The organism is Pseudomonas sp. B21-010 (genome assembly GCF_024749325.1).
Lineage (GTDB): Bacteria > Pseudomonadota > Gammaproteobacteria > Pseudomonadales > Pseudomonadaceae > Aquipseudomonas > Aquipseudomonas kilonensis.
The window spans coordinates 2005370-2024012 of sequence record NZ_CP087198.1; the positions used below are offsets into that span (position 1 = coordinate 2005370).

An 18643-nucleotide genomic window follows, 5' to 3' on the forward strand; every position below is an offset into this window, starting at 1 on the left:
CCACCGGTGCCTTGAGCTTTTCCAACACAGTTAGTGGAGAGATCACCTTGGTAGAGTACGTAGTTTCCCTCGATAAGCTCGGCGTCCATGATGTGGAGCATGTGGGGGGCAAGAACGCATCCCTGGGCGAGATGATCAGCAACCTCGCCGGTGCCGGTGTATCGGTACCAGGTGGCTTCGCCACGACCGCCCAGGCTTATCGTGATTTCCTGGAACTGAGCGGCCTGAACAAGCAGATCCACGATGCGCTCGATGCCCTGGACGTCGATGACGTCAATGCCCTGGCCAAGACCGGTGCCCAGATCCGCCAATGGATCATGGACGCCGAGTTCCCCGAGAAACTGAACGCCGAGATTCGCACCGCTTTCGCCAAGCTGTCCGAAGGCAATCCCGACATCGCCGTCGCCGTGCGTTCCTCGGCCACCGCCGAAGACCTGCCGGATGCCTCCTTCGCCGGCCAGCAGGAAACCTTCCTGAACATCCGTGGCGTGGAAAACGTCATCCGTGCCGCCAAGGAAGTCTTCGCCTCCCTTTTCAACGACCGTGCCATTTCCTACCGCGTGCACCAGGGCTTCGACCACAAGCTGGTTGCCCTGTCCGCCGGTGTGCAGCGCATGGTCCGCTCCGAAACCGGCACCGCCGGCGTGATGTTCACCCTCGACACCGAGTCGGGCTTCCGTGACGTGGTGTTCATCACCGGCGCCTACGGCCTGGGTGAAACCGTCGTGCAGGGCGCTGTGAACCCGGATGAGTTCTACGTCCACAAAGGCACGCTGCAAGCCGGTCGTCCGGCCATCCTGCGCCGCAACCTGGGCAGCAAGGCCATCAAGATGATCTACGGCGACGAAGCCAAGGCCGGTCGTTCGGTGAAGACCGTCGACGTGGACAAGGCCGAGCGCGCGCGTTTTTGCCTCAGCGATGCCGAAGTCAGCGAGCTGGCCAAGCAGGCGATGATCATCGAGCAGCACTACAAGTGCCCGATGGACATCGAGTGGGCCAAGGACGGTGACGACGGCAAGCTGTACATCGTGCAGGCCCGTCCGGAAACCGTGAAGAGCCGCACCCAGGCCAACGTCATGGAGCGCTACCTGCTCAAGGAAACCGGCACCGTGCTGGTGGAAGGCCGTGCCATCGGCCAGCGCATCGGCGCCGGCAAGGTGCGGATCATCAAGGACGTCTCGGAGATGGACAAGGTCCAGGCCGGCGACGTACTGGTCTCCGACATGACCGACCCGGACTGGGAACCGGTGATGAAGCGCGCCAGCGCCATCGTCACCAACCGCGGCGGGCGTACCTGCCACGCGGCGATCATCGCCCGTGAACTGGGGATCCCGGCCGTGGTGGGTTGCGGCAACGCCACCCAACTGCTCAAGGACGGCCAGGGCGTGACCGTGTCCTGCGCCGAAGGCGATACCGGCTACATCTTCGAGGGCGAACTGGGCTTCGACATCAAGAAGAACTCCGTGGACGCCATGCCGGACCTGCCGTTCAAGATCATGATGAACGTCGGCAACCCGGACCGCGCCTTTGACTTCGCGCAACTGCCGAACGCTGGCGTGGGCCTGGCCCGCCTGGAGTTCATCATCAACCGCATGATCGGCGTGCACCCCAAGGCACTGCTGAACTACGACGGCCTGCCGCAGGACATCAAGGACAGCGTCGACAAGCGCATTGCCGGCTACAACGATCCGGTCGGTTTCTACGTCGAGAAGCTGGTGGAAGGCATCAGCACCCTGGCGGCGGCGTTCTGGCCGAAAAAGGTCATCGTGCGCCTGTCGGACTTCAAGTCCAACGAATACGCCAACCTGATCGGCGGCAAGCTCTACGAGCCGGAAGAAGAGAACCCGATGCTGGGCTTCCGTGGTGCTTCGCGCTATATCAGCGAATCGTTCCGCGACTGCTTCGAGCTCGAATGCCGCGCCCTCAAGCGTGTGCGCAACGAAATGGGCCTGACCAACGTCGAGATCATGGTGCCGTTCGTCCGGACCCTGGGCGAAGCGAGCCAGGTCGTCGACCTGCTGGCGGAAAACGGCCTGGCCCGTGGCGACAATGGCCTGCGCGTGATCATGATGTGCGAGCTGCCGTCCAACGCGATCCTGGCTGAAGAATTCCTCGAGTTCTTCGACGGTTTCTCCATCGGTTCCAACGACCTGACCCAGCTTACCCTGGGCCTGGACCGCGACTCCGGGATCATCGCGCACCTGTTCGATGAGCGGAATCCGGCGGTCAAGAAGCTGCTGGCCAACGCCATTGCCGCCTGCAACAAGGCTGGCAAGTACATCGGCATCTGCGGCCAGGGCCCGTCGGACCACCCGGACCTGGCCAAGTGGCTGATGGAGCAGGGCATCGAAAGCGTTTCGTTGAACCCGGACTCCGTGTTGGAAACCTGGTTCTTCCTGGCTGAGGGTCAGGCGGCGGTCTGATCTTTGATCGACTAAAGCCTGTGAGTTGACTTTGTGGGAGCGAGCTTGCTCGCGATAGCGGTGGGTCAGCAAAATTTAATGCTGACTGACACTCTGCCATCGCGAGCAAGCTCGCTCCCACAGGTTCTGTGGTTGTAGGGCGGGCTCCACAAGGATGCCGCCCTTTTTTGTGCAAGAAGATCATGCAAAGCAGCAGCAACCTCTTTCCTGTCGCCCTGATCAGCGCCGAGCGGCGCGGTGATCTGAGCGAAGATGTCTATCGCTTGAAACCCGGCAACAGCCCGGACGCCAGCGTCGAACTGGCCGTCACCCGGCTGGGCATGGCCGATGCCTGCGAGACCCGTGGGGTCCCGGTGATCCTGTTGCACGGCAGTTTTTCCAACCGGCGTTTCTGGTATTCCCCCAAGGGCCTGGGCCTGGGCGCGTACCTGGCGCGCCTGGGGTTCGATGTCTGGATCCCCGAGATGCGCGGCCATGGGTTGTCCCAGCGCAACCTGGGCTATCGCCACAATCGCGTGGCCGACTACGCCCGCTACGACTTGCCGGCCATTGGCGCCTTCGTGCGTGAGCAGAGCGGGCAAGTGCCCCACTGGATCGGTCACTCCCTGGGGGGCATCACCCTGGCGGCCGCCCTGGGCGGTCATTACCTGGGCGAGCCGGCGGTGGCGTCGGCGGCGTTTTTTGGTACCCAGGTCAGCCGTACATACTGGCCGCTGAAGATTCCGCCAGTGGAGTGGAGCGGTCGCTTCATTCTCAAGCGTTTTGCCCAATTGTCCGGTTCAAGGCTCAAGCGCGGCCCCGAGGACGAGCCCATCGGCCTGGCCCTGGAAAGCATGCGCTGGTACGGCCTGTTCGGACGTTTCGGCGATGCCGAGAAGAACTGGTGGGCCGGGTTGGCCGATGTCCAGTTGCCGGTGTTGGCGGTGAGTGCCGCAGGCGATCACCAGGACCCGACCTGGGCGTGCCGCAAACTCTTCGATCAGATCGGTTCCGAGCACAAGCAGTTTGTCTGCCTGGGCCGGGGACAGGGTTTCACCGAAGACTTCGGTCACGTCGAGATGCTGGTCAGCAAGGCCGCACACCTTGAGGTCTGGCCGCTGGTGGCGCGTTGGCTCAAGGATCAACAGGCCCCTTTGCCGGCCGAACAGCCCCAGTTGGCCGAGGCGGTTTGAGGCGAAGGCTCTGACAAGGTCATTTCGCTCTGGTCGGCTTGCGGCTAAGATATGACGCTTCAAGCGGTTCCAGTCACAAACGGTTGCTCATTCAGTCCGACGTTCCAGCCTTTCAGGAGTTGTTCGATGAACCATTACCTCACGCCCGACCTGTGCGACGCCTACCCGGAACTGGTGCAGGTGTTGGAGCCGATGTTCAGCAATTTCGGCGGTCGCGATTCCTTCGGCGGCGAAATCGTGACCATCAAGTGCTTCGAGGACAACTCGCGGGTCAAGGAGCAGGTTGAACTCAAGGGCAACGGTAAGGTGCTGGTGGTCGATGGCGGCGGTTCCCTGCGTCGGGCGCTGCTGGGGGACATGCTGGCGGAAAAAGCCGCGAAAAACGGCTGGGAAGGGCTGGTGGTCTACGGTTGCATCCGCGACGTCGACATCATTGCCCAGACGGATCTCGGGGTTCAGGCCCTGGCCAGTCACCCGATGAAGACTGACCGGCGCGGCGTTGGCGAACTCAATGTGCCGGTGACCTTTGCCGGCGTGACGTTTCGCCCGGGCGAGTATGTCTATGCGGACAATAACGGCGTGATCGTCTCGCCAAGCCCGCTGAAAATGCCTGAATGAAGCAGTACAGCCATAAGGGATGAGGATGTTCGAGGAAGAAAACGCGCAGTGGGGGCTGGTACATGCCCTGGTGCTGGACGGTAAAGGCGGCGCGCGTTCCATAGCCCGGACCGAACTCGACGATTTGCAGTTGCAGGCCCATGAAAGCCTGTGGCTGCACTGGGATCGCAGTCATCCGCAAACCCACACCTGGTTGCGCAAATCCAGTGGCCTGAGCGAGTTCAACTGCGACCTGCTGCTCGAAGAAAACACCCGGCCGCGGCTGTTGCCGTTGCCCAATGCCGAGCTGCTGCTGTTCCTGCGGGGGATCAATCTCAACCCGGGCGCCGAACCTGAAGACATGGTGTCGGTACGGATCTTTGCGTCCGCCCAGCGGGTGATCTCCCTGCGCCTGCGTCCGTTGCGCGCCACCGATGAGCTGTTGGCGCAGCTGGCCGAGGGCAAGGGCCCGAAGACGGCGTCCGAACTCATCCTCTACATGGCGCAATACCTCACCAATAAGGTGCAGGACCTGGTCACCTGTCTCTCCGAAATCGTCGATGGCGAGGAAGAAAAACTCGATACCGACGAACGGTATACTCCCGAGCACGACGCCATTTTGCACATCCGTCGAAGGGCTGCCGGGCTCAAGCGATTCCTGGCGCCACAGCGGGACATTTTCGGCCAGATGACGCGGCTCAAACTGCCATGGTTCTGCGACGATGACGGTGACTACTGGAACGAATTGAACAACAGCCTGACCCGTTACCTCGAGGAGCTGGAATTGACTCGAGAGCGCGTGGGGCTTGTGCTGGAGGCCGAAGACCGACGTCTTTCGGTGCGCATGAACCGCACCATGTACCGCTTCGGTATCGTCACCGGGATTTTCCTGCCGATGAGTTTTCTCACCGGCCTTCTGGGTATCAATGTCGGCGGTATTCCGTTTTCCGCAAGCCCCTACGGTTTCATGGTTGCCTGCCTGCTGATGATCTGCGTCGCGACGGGGCAGTGGTTGTTGTTCCGCCGTTTGCGCTGGGTGTGATGGGGTTTCATGTGACCCGACGAAATTTGATCGCGTCTTCCACAGACATCACGAGAGGTGCGTATGCACGATCCGTTTGAACAGTCTTTGCGCGACATGCTCAAGGCTTCGCCGTCCAGTCGGGACGACGATGCATGCCTGGGACGTGTACTGAAAACCGCCAACCGCCAGGTCGGCGCGGGCGATCTGTTCAGCCTGCTGGGCCGCTGGTTGCCTGCGCTGATGATCGCCCTGAATAACGGATCGGCCCATCTCTCGCCGGTTTCCCGCCGTAAACCTGTTACTCGCACCGCTGATAAGGCTGATTGAATATGGAACTTGATCTCTGGACCCAGAGCCTCGTCACGGCGATGACTGCGTTGTGGACCAAAGTAGCTAACTTCATCCCGAACCTCTTCGGCGCCCTGGTGGTGCTGCTGTTGGGCTTTGTCGTGGCCAAGCTGCTGGACACGCTGCTGTCCAAGTTGCTCGCCAAATTGGGCCTCGATCGCCTGATGGGCGGCACCGGCCTGACCAAATTGCTGTCCCGTGGCGGCATCCAGGTACCGATCTCGACCCTGGTCGGCAAGATCGTGTATTGGTTCGTATTGCTGATTTTCCTGGTTTCGGCAGCAGAATCCCTCGGCCTTGAGCGAGTTTCGGCTACGCTCGATATGCTCGCATTGTATTTGCCGAAGGTTTTTGGTGCTGCGCTGGTGTTGCTGGTCGGCGTTCTGCTGGCGCAACTGGCCAATGGGCTGGTGCGCGGCGCGGCCGAAGGCGTTGGGCTGGACTACGCCGCTGGCGTAGGGCGAATTGCCCAGGGCCTGGTGATCATCATCAGTATTTCGGTGGCGATCAGCCAGTTGGAGGTCAAGACAGACCTGCTCAACCACGTGATCGTGATCGTTTTGATTACCGTTGGTCTGGCGGTTGCGCTGGCAATGGGATTGGGAAGTCGTGAAATCGCCGGTCAGATCCTGGCGGGAATCTATGTGCGTGAATTGTATGAGGTTGGGCAACAAGTGCGTGTTGGCGAGGTCGAAGGCCAGATCGAAGAGATTGGCACGGTGAAGACCACATTGCTGACCGAGGAGGGCGAGCTGGTGTCGCTTTCCAATCGGATCCTGCTGGAACAGCATGTGAGTAGCCGCTAACCCGGCAAACCCTGCTAATGTATGCCGCCGCAAAATGCCTGCTATCGCAGGCTGCGGCGCACATTGACCTAGACTGTCGGCCCGACTTGTTTTGAACAAACCCCAATCGCTATCTACGCGCTACGACCCCCGTGATCTCTCTGATGAGGAGTTGGTCGCGCGCGCGCATACCGAGCTGTTTCACGTAACGCGCGCCTATGAAGAATTGATGCGCCGTTACCAGAGAACATTATTTAACGTTTGTGCACGATATCTTGGGAACGATCGCGATGCTGACGATGTCTGTCAGGAGGTGATGTTGAAGGTGCTGTATGGGCTGAAGAACTTCGAGGGGAAATCGAAGTTCAAGACCTGGCTCTACAGCATCACCTACAACGAATGCATCACGCAGTATCGCAAGGAACGGCGAAAGCGTCGCTTGATGGACGCTTTGAGCCTGGATCCTCTGGAGGAAGCGTCGGAAGATAAGGCGCCCAAGCCCGAGGAGAAGGGGGGACTCGATCGTTGGCTGGTCTATGTGAACCCGATCGATCGGGAAATTCTGGTGCTACGATTTGTCGCAGAGCTGGAATTCCAGGAGATCGCAGACATAATGCATATGGGTTTGAGCGCGACAAAAATGCGTTACAAGCGCGCGCTTGACAAATTGCGTGAGAAATTTGCAGGCATTGCTGAAACTTAAGTTCGGCGCAAATATCTCTTACGTGTAGGCAAGTTCTGATAGACTTGCCGCCGAGTTGTCCCCCGGTTTGCGGGACTGCTTCACAATCACCAGATGGGGATTTAACGGATGAAACTGAAAAACACCTTGGGCTTTGCCATTGGTTCTTTGATTGCTGCCACTTCGTTCGGCGCTCTGGCACAAGGCCAAGGCGCAGTTGAAATCGAAGGCTTCGCCAAGAAAGAACAATTCGACAGCGCTCGTAACTTCAAGAACAACGGCAACCTGTTCGGCGGTTCGGTTGGTTACTTCCTGACCGACGACGTTGAACTGCGTCTGGCCTACGACGAAGTGCACAACGCACGTTCCGACGACGGTCGTAACATCAAGGGCGCCAACACCGCTCTGGACGCCCTGTACCACTTCAACAACCCAGGTGACATGCTGCGTCCGTACGTATCGGCTGGTTTCTCCGACCAGAGCATCGGTCAGAACGGCTCCAGCGGTCGTAACCGTTCCACCTTCGCTAACGTTGGTGGCGGCGCCAAGCTGTACTTCACCGAGAACTTCTACGCCCGTGCCGGCGTTGAAGCTCAGTACAACATCGACCAGGGCGACACCGAGTGGGCTCCAAGCGTCGGTATCGGTGTGAACTTCGGTGGCGGCTCCAAGCCTGCTGCTGCTCCAGTTCCAGCTCCGGCTGAAGTCTGCTCCGACAGCGACAACGATGGCGTGTGCGACAACGTCGACAAGTGCCCTGACACCCCAGCCAACGTAACCGTTGACGCTGATGGCTGCCCAGCTGTTGCTGAAGTCGTACGTGTTGAGCTGGACGTGAAGTTCGACTTCGACAAGTCGGTTGTCAAGCCTAACAGCTACGGCGACATCAAGAACCTGGCTGACTTCATGAAGCAGTACCCATCCACCAGCACCACTGTTGAAGGTCACACTGACTCCGTCGGTCCTGACGCTTACAACCAGAAACTGTCTGAGCGTCGTGCAAACGCCGTTAAGCAAGTTCTGACCAACCAGTACGGTGTTGAATCGTCCCGCGTTCAGTCTGTTGGCTACGGCGAATCCCGCCCAGTTGCTGACAACGCCACTGAAGCTGGTCGTGCAGTTAACCGTCGCGTAGAAGCGCAGGTTGAAGCCCAAGCTAAGTAATTAGCCCACAGCTTTGGAGGAGCCCGGCCTAGGCCGGGCTTTTCTTTGCCTGGGATTTATGACTCAGGGCTGGATCACTGAACCTGTGGGAGCGAGCTTGCTCGCGATGGCGGCCTTACGGTTAACCAGGATTTTTGGTTTGAGTACATATCCATTGCTGCGGTAACGGCTGCTTAGGGTTCCGCCCTGACGGCGGGTCACTTTCGAAAAGCGCGAAAGTAACCAAAGCGCTTCTGCCCCACCACTCGGTGCCTCGCCTAGGCTCGGCATGCCCGAACGAAGGCATTGCTCCGTGGGCCGCCGCGAAGGGCCATCCATGGCCCAGCGCGGCTACCTCGGCATCCATGCCGAGGTGCCCACTGCGCAATGCCTGCGTTCGGCCATCGTGGTTAACGGGGCGCCCGAGATCAACGTCCACCGCGAGGCGGCCTAGTAGCCGACCTGGTTCTGGGTGATCGCGTTCCTTCTGTGGGAGCGAGCCTGCTCGCGAAAGCGGCCTGACAGCCGACCTATCTCTCCCGGTCATACTCCAATCCCATTGTGGGAGCGAGCTTGCTCGCGATTTGCGGTGTGTCAGTCACCATCCAGGCTGCTGATACATTGCAATCGCGAGCAAGCTCGCTCCCACATTTGGTAGGGGTTGTATGTCAGAGAGCTGAAACCTGGGCCCAGGCAGACGGGGAGGCGGCCAGTTCAGCCGCGCCGGCCACTGCGCCAATCACCAGGATCGCCGGGCTCTTGAGTTGAAAGGTGCTGGCATCGGCTTCCATCGAGGCCAGGTCGCTGCGGCAGTCACGCTGGTGGGGCAGGGAGGCGTTTTCGATCATGGCCACGGGTGTGTCCGCCGCCAGGCCGCCGGCCAGCAATTGCTCACGAATTTCGCTCAGCTTCGCCACACCCATGTACACCACCAGCGTCGTGCCGCTTTGCGCCAAGGCTTGCCAGTTCAGGCTGCTGCCGTCCTGGGTGTGGGCCGTCACCAGCGTCACGCCCCGGGCAACCCCGCGCAGGGTCAGTGGAATATCGCACTGGGTCGCCCCCGCGAGGCCGGCGGTGATGCCATTGACCATCTCCACTTCGACACCCTGCTCGCGCAGCCACTGCGCCTCTTCACCGCCGCGGCCGAAGATGCACGGGTCACCGCCCTTGAGGCGCACCACGCATTTGCCCTGGCGGGCATAACGCAGCATCAGGCGATGGATAAAGGCCTGGGGTGTAGAGCGGCAGCCGCCGCGCTTGCCCACGGCAATGATGCGCGCATCGGGGCAATGTTCCAGCACCGCGGCGTTGACCAGGTCGTCGATCAGCACCACGTCGGCCTCGCCCAGGGCGCGCACGGCTTTGAGGGTCAGCAATTCAGGGTCACCGGGACCTGCACCCACCAGCCAGACTTTTGCGTTCATAGTGTTTTTCCTCACGAGATAGCCGCCAGCGGTTGCGCAGTGGCAACCAGCAGGCGCTTGATTTCCGGTACGCAGGAACCGCATTGCGTGCCACAGCCCAGTTCCTGTTTGAGCCCCTGCAAGTCCAGGCCACGTTCGATACCTGCGCAGATCGCACGCTGGCTGACGTTCATGCAGTTGCACAGCGTTTTACTGCCACCCGTTGCGGCGCCGACGTTGCCCGGCGGCGCGCTCAAAGGCGCCAGCAGCCAGCGCCGCAGTTGTTCATCGGCACGACCTTCCAGCCACAGGTTTTGCAACCAGTGGCGGGCCAAGGTTTCGCCGGCCAGGCGAATAGCGGTGATGCGGCCGTTTTCGATGCGCACCCGTTTACCGATGGCGCGACGCGGGTCGTCATAGGCCAGCACCGGCCCATCGATCAGGCCCAGTTGTTCGTCGATGGCCTGGAGCAGTTGCGGTTCAGGGGCAACGGCGCTGGCAGCGCGAATCAGCAACGCGGGACGCTCACGACCAGTCAGGCTCAGGCTGACGTAGGAAAATGCCTCACACAGGGGGCGCAGGGCCTCCAGATGTTGTTGAACATCGCCTTCGATCAAGGCGAAAAGCTGCCAAGGCAGGTTCACCGGTTCCAGGCGCACGCCGCTGTGCTTGAGTTCCGGTTGTTTCGACAAGGGATCGAAGGCTGGTTGCGTCAGGGTGTTCACGCCGCCCTTGAGGAACCGGTCGCCCCAGTGCATGGGCAGGAAGGCCTGGCCGGGACGCACGCTGTCGTCGCTGTCCACGGCCACGATCACGCTGCCGCGACGGCTCTTGAGGCTGACCAGGTCGCCCGCTTGCAGGCGATGGCGTTGCAGTTCGTCGGGGTGCAGGCTGAGTACCGCTTCGTTCACATGACCAAACAACTGCGCGGCGGTACCGGTACGGCTCATGCCGTGCCATTGGTCGCGCAGGCGGCCGGTGTTCAGGGTCAACGGGTAGCGAGCGTCACGCAGTTCCTTGGCGGCGCGATACGGGTCGGCCACAAACCGTGCCCGGCCGCTGTCGGTCGGAAAAATCCCGTCTACGTACAGGCGCGCCGTCCCGACCGTGGCGCCGTCCGGGAAGGGCCATTGCTGAGGGCCGAGTTGATCGATCAGGGCATGGCTGATGCCGGACAAGTCCAGGTCGCGGCCACGGGTCAGCTGTTTGTATTCATCGAACAGTTGGGCCGGGCTTTCAAAGGCGAACAGGCTCGGCAAGCTCGGGCGCAGGTGTTTTTCCAGGCGTTGTGCGAAATCCACGGTGATTGCCCAGTCCGCACGTGCTTCACCCGGTGCGGCGATGGCCCGGCGGACGTGGGAAATGCGCCGTTCGGAGTTGGTCACCGAACCTTCTTTCTCGCCCCAACTGGCCGCTGGCAGCAGCAGGTCGGCAAACGCGGCGGTTTCGGTGGTCCGGAAAGCTTCCTGCAACACCACGAATGGACAGGCTTGCAGGGCTTCACGTACCGCGGTCTGGTCCGGCATCGATTGGGCAGGGTTGGTGCAGGCGATCCACAAGGCCTTGATCTTGCCGCTGCGCACCTGCTCGAACAGCTCGATGGCGCTCAAGCCAGTGGTGGTGGGCAGTTGCTCAACGCCCCAGTAGCGGGCGACTTCCGCACGATGTTCCGGGTTGGCGGCTTCACGATGGCCCGGCAGCAGGTTCGACAGGCTGCCGGTTTCTCGTCCGCCCATGGCGTTGGGCTGACCGGTCAACGAGAACGGTCCCGCACCCGGTCGGCCGATCTGCCCGGTGGCCAGGTGGAGGTTGATCAGGGCGCTGTTTTTCGCGCTACCGGCGGTGGACTGGTTCAAACCCATGCACCACAACGACAGGAAGCTCGGCGACGTGCCGACCCATTCGGCGCACTGCTGCAGTTGTTCGACGCTGATACCGCACAGCTGGGCGACCATGGTCGGGGTGTAGTCGCGTACCAGGTTCTTCAGCTCCGCCAGGCCTTCGGTGTGGGCCTTGATGAAGTCGCGATCGACCCAGTCTTCCCACAGCAGCAAGTGCAAAATCCCATGGAACAAGGCGACATCGGTGCCCGGCAGGATCGCCAGGTGCAGGTCCGCCAGGTCGCAGGTGTCGGTGCGCCGGGGGTCGATGACGATGATTTTCATCTGCGGCCGGCGGGATTTAGCCTCTTCGAGGCGGCGAAAGAGGATGGGATGGGCGTAGGCCATGTTACTGCCGACGATCATCACGCAGTCGCTCAATTCCAGGTCTTCGTAGCTGCAGGGCGGGGCGTCGGCGCCGAGGCTGCGCTTGTAGCCCACCACGGCGGAGGACATGCACAGCCGCGAATTGCTGTCGATGTTGTTGGTGCCCACCAATGCCCGGGCGAGCTTGTTGAAGGCGTAGTAATCCTCGGTCAGCAATTGGCCGGAGATGTAGAACGCCACGCTGTCGGGGCCGTGTTCGGCGATGGTCTCGGCGAAGACACTGGCAGCGTGATCCAGGGCGCTGTCCCAGTCGGTGCGGGCCCGGGCCAGGCCTTTGCCCAGGCGCAACTCGGGGTAGAGCGCGCGGGCGGCGAGGTCGCCGGTCAGGTGCAGGGTCGAGCCTTTGCTGCACAGTTTGCCAAAGTTGGCCGGATGGGCGGGATCGCCGCTGACGCCGAGGATGCGCTCGTCGTCATGCTCGATCAGGACGCCGCAACCGACCCCGCAATAACAGCAGGTCGAGGCAGTGGTCTGGCGGTTCATCAGCTTGCGTCCCGCAGTGCCAACTGCACCCGGCCGTTCTCGACCCGGGCCGAATGATGATGGGCGCAGCCCACGTCCGGGGCCTGGGCCTGGCCGCTTTCCAGGTCGATCTGCCAGTTGTGCAGCGGGCAGGCCACGCGCTTGCCGTAGACCAACCCTTGGGACAGTGGGCCACCCTTGTGCGGGCAACGATCATCGAGGGCGAACACTTCATCGTCGCTGGTACGAAAAATCGCGATGTCGCCTTTCGGGCCGTTGATGATGCGCGAACCAAGGATATTGATCTCTTCCAGTGCGCAGATATCCAGCCAGTTCATGCCGGCACCTCCAGGTTTTTCACGGGAATGACCTCAAACTCTTTTTTCAGCTGGGGTTGTTCCAGGCGCTGTTTCCACGGGTCTTGTTCCAGCGACAGGGAAAACTTCAGGCGTTCATGGAGCGCCTTGCGTCGAACCGGATCTTCCAGCACGGCTTTCTTGATGTGCTCCATGCCGACCCGCTGCATGTAATGCACGGTGCGTTCGAGGTAGAAGGCTTCCTCGCGGTACAGCTGCAGGAAGGCGCCGTTGTATTCGCGCACTTCTTCGGCAGTCTTGAGCTTGACGAAAAACTCCGCGACCTCGGTCTTGATCCCGCCGTTGCCGCCGATGTACATCTCCCAACCGGAATCGACGCCGATAATGCCGACGTCCTTGATCCCGGCTTCCGAGCAGTTGCGTGGGCAACCGGAGACGGCCAGCTTCACCTTGTGCGGCGACCACATGTTGAACAGGTCGTGCTCCAGCTCGATGCCCAGTTGGGTGGAGTTCTGCGTGCCGAAGCGGCAGAACTCGCTGCCCACGCAGGTCTTCACGGTGCGGATGGACTTGCCGTAGGCGTGGCCGGACGGCATGTCGAGGTCTTTCCACACGCCGGGCAGGTCCTGCTTCTTGATCCCCAGCAAATCGATGCGCTGGCCGCCGGTGACCTTGACCATGGGCACGTTGTACTTGTCGGCCACGTCGGCGATGCGCCGTAGTTCCGAAGGGTTGGTCACGCCACCCCACATCCGCGGGACCACGGAGTAGGTGCCGTCTTTCTGGATGTTGGCGTGGGCGCGTTCGTTGATCAGGCGCGACTGTGGGTCGTCGTGGGCTTCGCCAGGCCAGGTGGAAATCAGGTAGTAGTTCAACGCCGGGCGGCAGGTGGCGCAGCCGTTGGGGGTGCGCCAGTTCAGGTAGCTCATGGCCCCGGCGATGGTCAGCAAATGCTGGTCGCGGATCGCCTGGCGGATCTGGCCATGGTTGAGGTCGCTGCAACCGCAGATGGCTTTTTCGCTTTTCGGCTTGACGTCCGCCGCACCGCCGACGGTGTTGATCAGGATCTGCTCCACCAGGCCGGCGCAGGAGCCGCAGGAACTGGCGGCCTTGGTGTGTTTTTTCACGTCATCAACGCTGAACAACCCGTGTTCCTGGATCGCCTTGACGATGGTGCCTTTGCACACGCCGTTGCAGCCGCAGACTTCGGCGGTGTCGGCCATGCTCATGGCTTTGTCCTGGCCCTGGTGGCCGACGTCTCCGAGGGCGTTTTCTCCAAACATCAGGTGATCGCGGATCTCGCTGATGCCGTGGTTCTCACGGATCTGGCGGAAATACCAGCCGCCGTCTGCCGTATCGCCGTACAGGCAGGCGCCGACCAGTACGTCATCCTTGATCACCAGCTTTTTGTAGACGCCGCCGATGGGGTCGGAAAGGGTGATGGTCTCGGTGCCTTCGCCGCCCATGAAGTCGCCAGCGGAGAACAGGTCGATGCCGGTGACTTTCAATTTGGTCGAGGTGACCGAACCCTTGTAAGTGGCGAAGCCCAGTTGCGCGAGGTGGTTGGCGCAGACCTTGGCCTGTTCGAACAACGGCGCCACCAGGCCGTAGGCGGTGCCGCGGTGGCTGGCGCATTCACCGATGGCGTAGATGCGCGGGTCGTAGGTTTGCATCGTGTCGTTGACCAGGATCCCGCGGTTGCACGGGATGCCGGATTTTTCCGCCAGTTCGGTGTTGGGACGGATGCCGGCGGCCATCACCACCAGGTCGGCGGGGATGATGTCGCCGTTCTTGAACTGGACCGAGCCGACCCGGCCATTGCCGGCGTCGTGCAAGGCCTGGGTCTGTTCGCTGAGGCGGAATTTCAGGCCACGGCTTTCCAGGGCGGTCTGCAGCAGTTGGCCGCTGGTCTTGTCCAGTTGCCGTTCCAGCAGCCATTCACCGATGTGGACGACAGTCACATCCATGCCCCGCAGCTTCAAGCCGTTGGCCGCTTCCAGGCCGAGCAGGCCGCCGCCGATGACCACGGCGTGCGTGTGGGTCTTGGCGGTGTTGATCATCGCCTGGGTGTCGGCGATGTCGCGGTAGCCGATCACGCCTTCCAGGGTGTTGCCAGGAATCGGCAGGATGAAGGGTGTGGAGCCAGTGGCGATCAGCAGGCGGTCGTATTCGGCTTCGCTGCCGTCTTCGGCGATGACCCGGCGCTTGATCCGGTCGATCTCCACCACTTTACGGTTGAGCAGCAGCTTGATGTTGTTGTCCAGGTACCAGCTCAGGTCGTTGAGCACGATCTCTTCGAACGTCTGCTCACCGGCCAGCACCGGCGAGAGCAGGATGCGGTTGTAGTTGGTGTGGGGCTCGGCGCCGAACACCGTGATGTCGTATAGCTCGTTGCTCAGCTTGAGCAGTTCCTCGAGGGTTCGAACCCCGGCCATGCCGTTGCCGATCATCACCAGTTTGAGTTTCTTCATCAGGGTTCTCCGCAAGCTCAGGTCCGCTTTATCACGGCGATCGGACTGGCTCGGTCATTTTTACGAAAACAAAAAAAGGCGTCCCGCTAGCAAGCTAGCGAGGACGCCTTTGTCCTGGTCCCGTTCTCTCGGGAAGCACCGCCTTCATCGTTGGAGGCGTTGCCTTATGTATGTTGATAGGGGGTATGCAGTGGTTGTGCCAACTGGCTCGAAGGTGCGGATTTATTGAGCAGCGAGCTGGTTGAGCGGATTGGGGAGGGGTTTATTGCACCGTATCAAAGCGTGTTGCCCGGTAATGGAGCGTGGAAGGGCTGGCGAGAAAGCTTTTGTGGCGAGGGAGCTTGCTCCCGCTCAAGCGCGCAGCGGTTGCCTGTTTTTTGGGTCTGCTTCGCAGCCCAGCGGGAGCAAGCTCCCTCGCCACGGTTGTTATGAGTGAAACACTAGAAACAGCAGCACCAGATTCACCACCAACGACACCAGCGCCAACGTCCGCCAGACCTTCAGCGGCTCTCTTTCCAGCAACGGCCTGGGCCTGACGCTCAAACTGCGGCGCTCGCCCTGTTCCAGCAGCAACAACCATTCCTCGGCGGTTTCAAAACGCTGCTCCGGATCCGCTGCGACGGCGCGGTCCAGGCTTTGCCCGAGCCATTCGGGCAGGTCTGGCCGATAGCGGCTGGCACTGACCGGCACGCCAAAGCGCGGGCGTTGGAAGGCTTCGATTTCGCCGTAGGGATAGTGCCCGGTCAGGAGGAAATACAAGGTCACGCCGACGGCATACAAATCCTGCTGCGCCGTGGGTGCGGTGCCGCCGAAAGCTTCCGGAGCGATGTAGCTGGGGGTGCCGGGCAAGACGTTGGCCTGGTCCTCGGACAGGCCCGGGCAGTAGGCCAGGCCGAAATCCAGCAGGCGCAATTCCCCGTCGTCGCCCAGGTGCAGGTTTTCCGGCTTGATGTCGCGATGGTAGATCTGCCTGCGATGCAACAGGCCTACTGCCCGTACCAGCCGTTGCGCCAGGTCCAACCACTGGGCCAGGGGTAGCGGCCCGGCCTGGTGGAACAGCTCGGCCAGGGTCGCACCCGGATATTCTCGCATCACGTAGTACAAATGCTGGCGCTGGGGAACACCATGGACCTCGGGAAACTGCCGCCCGGCGACGCGCTTGAGAAACCATTCCTCCGAGAGCAAGGCCTGCCCAGCGCGGCTATCGTCCCGTAGCTGCACGGGCAAGGTTTTCAGCAGCCAGGGTTGGCCCTGGCCGTCGCGTACCCGGTAGAGCAACGATTGCTGGCTGTGACCGAGCAGGCTTTCGATCTGCCAGCCCTCGAACACCTGGCCCGGTTTCAGCGCAGGCGGCAGGGGCCATTGCTGCAACTGGATCAGGGCATCGCCGATGCTGGCTTCACCCACGGCATCGACCCGCACCAACAAGGCGCTGGCGTTGTCCTGGCTACCGGCCAGGTGCGCGGCGTTGACCAGCGTTTGCGCGGCCAGGCCCAGGTCCGGTTGGTCGCGCAGGATGCCGGCGATGGCCGTGTCCCCCAGGACTGCCCAGACACCATCGCTGAGCAATACGAAGGTTTCGTCGGTGCGCAGTTCACCGTCGAGGAAGTCGAGGATCAGGTGTTGATCAAGTCCCAGGGCGCGCTTGAGCACATGTTGCATGCCTTGCTGTTCCCAGACGTGATCCTCACTGACCCGTTGCAGATGATCGGCGTGCCAGCGGTAGACCCGGCAATCGCCGACATGCGCGAGGGTGAAGCGCCGGCCCCGCAGGACCAGGGCGCTGACGGTGGTGAGCAGCGGTTGCCCGCCACCGTTGGCTTGCAGCCAGCGGTTCTGCGCCAGCAACAGCCGGTCCAGCGCCTGGGCCACGCCCCAGGTCTGCGGTGTGGAGTAGTAGTCCAGGGCCAGCGCTTGCAAGGTCGAACGGGCGGCCAATCCGCCATCGGCGCATTGGCTCACGCCGTCGGCGATGGCGAACAGGTAACCCTTGCTGGCGGCCAGGGCCGGGGCGGGGGTGACCAGGCGCAGGGCGTCCTGGTTTTCCTCCCGCGGGCCGATGGCACTGGCTTCGGCGAAACTCAATTGCAGGCTCATGGTTGCAGCTTATACCCGAGCAGCGGTGACAGCTGCCGAACCCCAAGTGGTTCTCCAGCGACGCTTGACGCCGTGCAGGCCGAACCAGGCCAGGACACCGAGGCTGGCAAACAACCACAGTGCCAGTTGATAGCTACCGGTGCTTTGCTTGATCGCGCCCATGCCCGCCGCCAGGGCGAAGCCGCCGATGCCGCCGGCCATACCGATCAGGCCGGTCATCACGCCGATCTCGCGGCGGAAGCGTTGTGGCACCAGTTGGAACACCGCGCCGTTGCCCGCACCCAAACCGAGCATGGTGCAGACGAACAGGGCCAGGGCGGCGTAGGAGCTTGGCAGGTTGAAACCCACTGCGGCGATGCAGACGGCCGCTACGGTGTACATGCCCAGCAAGGTGCGGATGCCGCCGAAACGGTCCGCCAGGGCGCCGCCCAATGGACGCATCAGGCTGCCACCGAAGACGCAGGCGGCGGTGTAGTAGCCAGCGGTGACCGGGCTCAGGCCATATTGGTCGTTGAAGTAGCCGGGCAGGGCGCTGGCCAGGCCGATGAAGCCGCCGAAGGTCACGCTGTAGAAGAACATGAACCACCAGCTGTCGCGGTCACCCAGGGCCTTGAGGTAGTCGGCCATGGATTTGGCTTTTGGCCGCTCGGGGGCGTTCTTGGCCAACCAGGCGAAGATGACCAGGGTCAGCACCAGCGGGATCAGCGCGAAGCCGAACACGTTGGTCCAGCCGAAGGCCACGGCCATGACCGGTGCGATCAGTGCCGCGAGCACGGTGCCCGAGTTACCGGCCCCGGCGATGCCCATGGCCTTGCCCTGATGCTGTGGCGGATACCACTGGGAGGCCAGCGGCAGGGCCACGGCGAACGAAGCGCCGGCCACGCCCAGGAACAGGCCGAGCAGCAGGGCTTGTTCGTAGCTGTGGATGCCCAGTTTCCAGGCGCAGAACAGCGCACTGATCACGATCACCTGGCCGACCATACCAGCGGTTTTTGGCGAGATCCGGTCGGCCAGCAGGCCCATGAACAAGCGCAGCACGGCGCCAGCCAGGATCGGCGTCGCGACCATCAGGCCGCGTTGCTGGGTGGTCAGGTGCAGGTCGGCAGAGATCTGTACCGCCAGTGGACCGAGCAGGTACCAGACCATGAAGCTCAGGTCGAAGTAGAGGAAGGCCGCGAACAGAGTCGGGGTATGGCCGGATTTCCAGAAGCTTGAATTCATCGCGCACCTCAGCTGTAAAAGTCTCGAGAAATGAGTCAGTGCTTTGAGCAGTGCGCCGTCTGTGGTCGCACCACCGGTCCCGAAGGGCCAAAACAAAAAAACGCCGCAACCCGGATCGCCAGAGAGGCAAGAAGGGTGTGCGACGTCTTTGTCGTAGGTGGGGCAACCGCCGTTGGTTACCTGTGGGTTTGCTTAAGCGAGATCTGTGCCAGGTCTGTCATGATCGTTCCT

General features: G+C 61.8%; 15 protein-coding genes. 9 read left to right on the forward strand and 6 right to left on the reverse strand.

The window, feature by feature from the left end:
• Positions 1-47 precede the first annotated feature (47 nt).
• The 9 genes from ppsA to LOY50_RS08915 all read left to right on the forward strand — a co-directional run bounded on the left by ppsA (position 48) and on the right by LOY50_RS08915 (position 8628).
• Positions 48-2423 carry a phosphoenolpyruvate synthase gene (gene ppsA / locus LOY50_RS08875; RefSeq protein WP_214510859.1) on the forward strand — a complete coding sequence of 792 codons (2376 nt, stop codon included), beginning with the start codon at positions 48-50 and terminating at the stop codon, positions 2421-2423.
• 182 nt (positions 2424-2605) lie between these two features.
• On the forward strand, positions 2606-3595 hold the full coding sequence (locus LOY50_RS08880) for a lysophospholipase (RefSeq protein WP_258690650.1): 990 nt from the start codon (positions 2606-2608) through the stop codon (positions 3593-3595).
• A gap of 126 nt (positions 3596-3721) precedes the next feature.
• Positions 3722-4213 carry a ribonuclease E activity regulator RraA gene (gene rraA / locus LOY50_RS08885; RefSeq protein ID WP_003199517.1) on the forward strand — a complete coding sequence of 164 codons (492 nt, stop codon included), beginning with the start codon at positions 3722-3724 and terminating at the stop codon, positions 4211-4213.
• Positions 4214-4238: 25 nt separating this feature from the next.
• Positions 4239-5234 (forward strand): zinc transporter ZntB, encoded by a 996-nt coding sequence (locus LOY50_RS08890; protein ID WP_253472777.1) that lies wholly within the window; start codon positions 4239-4241, stop codon positions 5232-5234.
• 63 nt (positions 5235-5297) lie between these two features.
• Positions 5298-5543, forward strand: coding sequence for a hypothetical protein (locus LOY50_RS08895; RefSeq protein WP_003199521.1), 246 nt, complete (start codon positions 5298-5300; stop codon positions 5541-5543).
• Between the two features lie 2 nt (positions 5544-5545).
• Positions 5546-6370 (forward strand): mechanosensitive ion channel family protein, encoded by an 825-nt coding sequence (locus LOY50_RS08900; RefSeq protein WP_003199523.1) that lies wholly within the window; start codon positions 5546-5548, stop codon positions 6368-6370.
• Between the two features lie 91 nt (positions 6371-6461).
• A complete protein-coding gene (gene sigX, locus LOY50_RS08905; protein WP_003183614.1) occupies positions 6462-7052 on the forward strand; it encodes an RNA polymerase sigma factor SigX in 591 nt (196 codons plus the stop codon).
• Positions 7053-7160: 108 nt separating this feature from the next.
• The gene (locus LOY50_RS08910) at positions 7161-8195 is read left to right on the forward strand and encodes an OmpA family protein (RefSeq protein WP_214510862.1); all 1035 of its coding nucleotides are present in this window, start codon (positions 7161-7163) and stop codon (positions 8193-8195) included.
• Positions 8196-8487: 292 nt separating this feature from the next.
• Positions 8488-8628 (forward strand): hypothetical protein, encoded by a 141-nt coding sequence (locus LOY50_RS08915; RefSeq protein ID WP_258691296.1) that lies wholly within the window; start codon positions 8488-8490, stop codon positions 8626-8628.
• A 214-nt stretch (positions 8629-8842) separates the two neighbouring features.
• Here LOY50_RS08915 and cobA read toward each other — a convergent pair whose 3' ends face one another.
• The 6 genes from cobA to LOY50_RS08945 form a co-directional block, all read right to left on the reverse strand.
• Positions 8843-9598, reverse strand: coding sequence for a uroporphyrinogen-III C-methyltransferase (gene cobA / locus LOY50_RS08920; RefSeq protein ID WP_258690651.1), 756 nt, complete (start codon positions 9596-9598; stop codon positions 8843-8845).
• Between the two features lie 11 nt (positions 9599-9609).
• The gene (locus tag LOY50_RS08925) at positions 9610-12327 is read right to left on the reverse strand and encodes a nitrate reductase (protein ID WP_258690652.1); all 2718 of its coding nucleotides are present in this window, start codon (positions 12325-12327) and stop codon (positions 9610-9612) included.
• Positions 12327-12644 carry a nitrite reductase small subunit NirD gene (gene nirD, locus LOY50_RS08930; protein WP_018605256.1) on the reverse strand — a complete coding sequence of 106 codons (318 nt, stop codon included), beginning with the start codon at positions 12642-12644 and terminating at the stop codon, positions 12327-12329. The genes LOY50_RS08925 and nirD overlap by 1 nt, the downstream gene beginning before the upstream one ends.
• The gene (nirB, locus tag LOY50_RS08935) at positions 12641-15094 is read right to left on the reverse strand and encodes a nitrite reductase large subunit NirB (RefSeq protein WP_258690653.1); all 2454 of its coding nucleotides are present in this window, start codon (positions 15092-15094) and stop codon (positions 12641-12643) included. The genes nirD and nirB overlap by 4 nt, the downstream gene beginning before the upstream one ends.
• Before the next feature lie 426 nt (positions 15095-15520).
• On the reverse strand, positions 15521-17191 hold the full coding sequence (locus LOY50_RS08940; RefSeq protein ID WP_258690654.1) for a bifunctional protein-serine/threonine kinase/phosphatase: 1671 nt from the start codon (positions 17189-17191) through the stop codon (positions 15521-15523).
• A gap of 9 nt (positions 17192-17200) precedes the next feature.
• Entirely contained in the window at positions 17201-18412 is a 1212-nt protein-coding gene (locus tag LOY50_RS08945) for a NarK/NasA family nitrate transporter (RefSeq protein ID WP_253472792.1), read from the reverse strand.
• Positions 18413-18643: the final 231 nt, after the last annotated feature.

Excerpts from the sequence above, each read along its gene's own strand:
- LOY50_RS08880 (WP_258690650.1), top strand. The coding sequence starts at position 2,606 with ATGCAAAGCAGCAGCAACCTCTTTCCTGTCGCCCTGATCAGCGCCGAG.
- rraA (WP_003199517.1), top strand. The coding sequence starts at position 3,722 with ATGAACCATTACCTCACGCCCGACCTGTGCGACGCCTACCCGGAACTG.
- LOY50_RS08890 (WP_253472777.1), top strand. The coding sequence starts at position 4,239 with ATGTTCGAGGAAGAAAACGCGCAGTGGGGGCTGGTACATGCCCTGGTG.
- LOY50_RS08895 (WP_003199521.1), top strand. The coding sequence starts at position 5,298 with ATGCACGATCCGTTTGAACAGTCTTTGCGCGACATGCTCAAGGCTTCG.
- LOY50_RS08900 (WP_003199523.1), top strand. The coding sequence starts at position 5,546 with ATGGAACTTGATCTCTGGACCCAGAGCCTCGTCACGGCGATGACTGCG.
- LOY50_RS08910 (WP_214510862.1), top strand. The coding sequence starts at position 7,161 with ATGAAACTGAAAAACACCTTGGGCTTTGCCATTGGTTCTTTGATTGCT.
- cobA (WP_258690651.1), bottom strand. The coding sequence starts at position 9,598 with ATGAACGCAAAAGTCTGGCTGGTGGGTGCAGGTCCCGGTGACCCTGAA.
- LOY50_RS08925 (WP_258690652.1), bottom strand. The coding sequence starts at position 12,327 with ATGAACCGCCAGACCACTGCCTCGACCTGCTGTTATTGCGGGGTCGGT.
- nirD (WP_018605256.1), bottom strand. The coding sequence starts at position 12,644 with ATGAACTGGCTGGATATCTGCGCACTGGAAGAGATCAATATCCTTGGT.
- nirB (WP_258690653.1), bottom strand. The coding sequence starts at position 15,094 with ATGAAGAAACTCAAACTGGTGATGATCGGCAACGGCATGGCCGGGGTT.
- LOY50_RS08940 (WP_258690654.1), bottom strand. The coding sequence starts at position 17,191 with ATGAGCCTGCAATTGAGTTTCGCCGAAGCCAGTGCCATCGGCCCGCGG.
- LOY50_RS08945 (WP_253472792.1), bottom strand. The coding sequence starts at position 18,412 with ATGAATTCAAGCTTCTGGAAATCCGGCCATACCCCGACTCTGTTCGCG.